The organism is Acinetobacter sp. AL9 (assembly GCF_041464035.1).
GTDB lineage: Bacteria > Pseudomonadota > Gammaproteobacteria > Pseudomonadales > Moraxellaceae > Acinetobacter > Acinetobacter towneri.
Genome location: NZ_JAYFSK010000206.1, coordinates 1 through 309, shown reverse-complemented (window position 1 = coordinate 309; position 309 = coordinate 1). Strand labels below are relative to the sequence as shown.

The window sequence follows — 309 nt, the reverse complement described above, 5'->3', positions numbered from 1 at the left end:
AATGGGAGTGCATGAGCTGTGGTACAGCTCATGATCGAGATATAAACTCAGCTTTAAACATTCTTGCGCTTGGGCATAAGCGTCTAGCTGTAGGAATCACCCTCTTTTAAGGGGGGGAGGATGTCAAACATAAGTTTTCCAGCGTGATAAAAAATAACCACTGATTTAGTCGCATAATCTTATTAATATAACCCCAGTTACGGATAAGCCAAAGATTTAATCACATGAATTTTAGGCTTATTCTTTTGGCAAAGTTGATACGCACATAGTGAAGAAAATACGCCTGCTAAAAAACCAGCAATCGAACGA

1 protein-coding gene and 1 pseudogene are annotated in these 309 nt (G+C 39.2%); one reads left to right on the top strand and one right to left on the bottom strand.

Features of this window, described 5'->3' with window-relative positions; genetic code table 11:
- On the top strand, positions 1 to 110 hold a 110-nt coding region (locus ACEO2X_RS14345; RefSeq protein ID WP_179994364.1), incomplete at its 5' end, for a zinc ribbon domain-containing protein.
- Positions 111 to 197: 87 nt separating this feature from the next.
- Here the strand turns inward: ACEO2X_RS14345 and ACEO2X_RS14340 are convergent.
- Positions 198 to 309: pseudogene (locus ACEO2X_RS14340) on the bottom strand (IS982 family transposase); the annotation flags it as partial.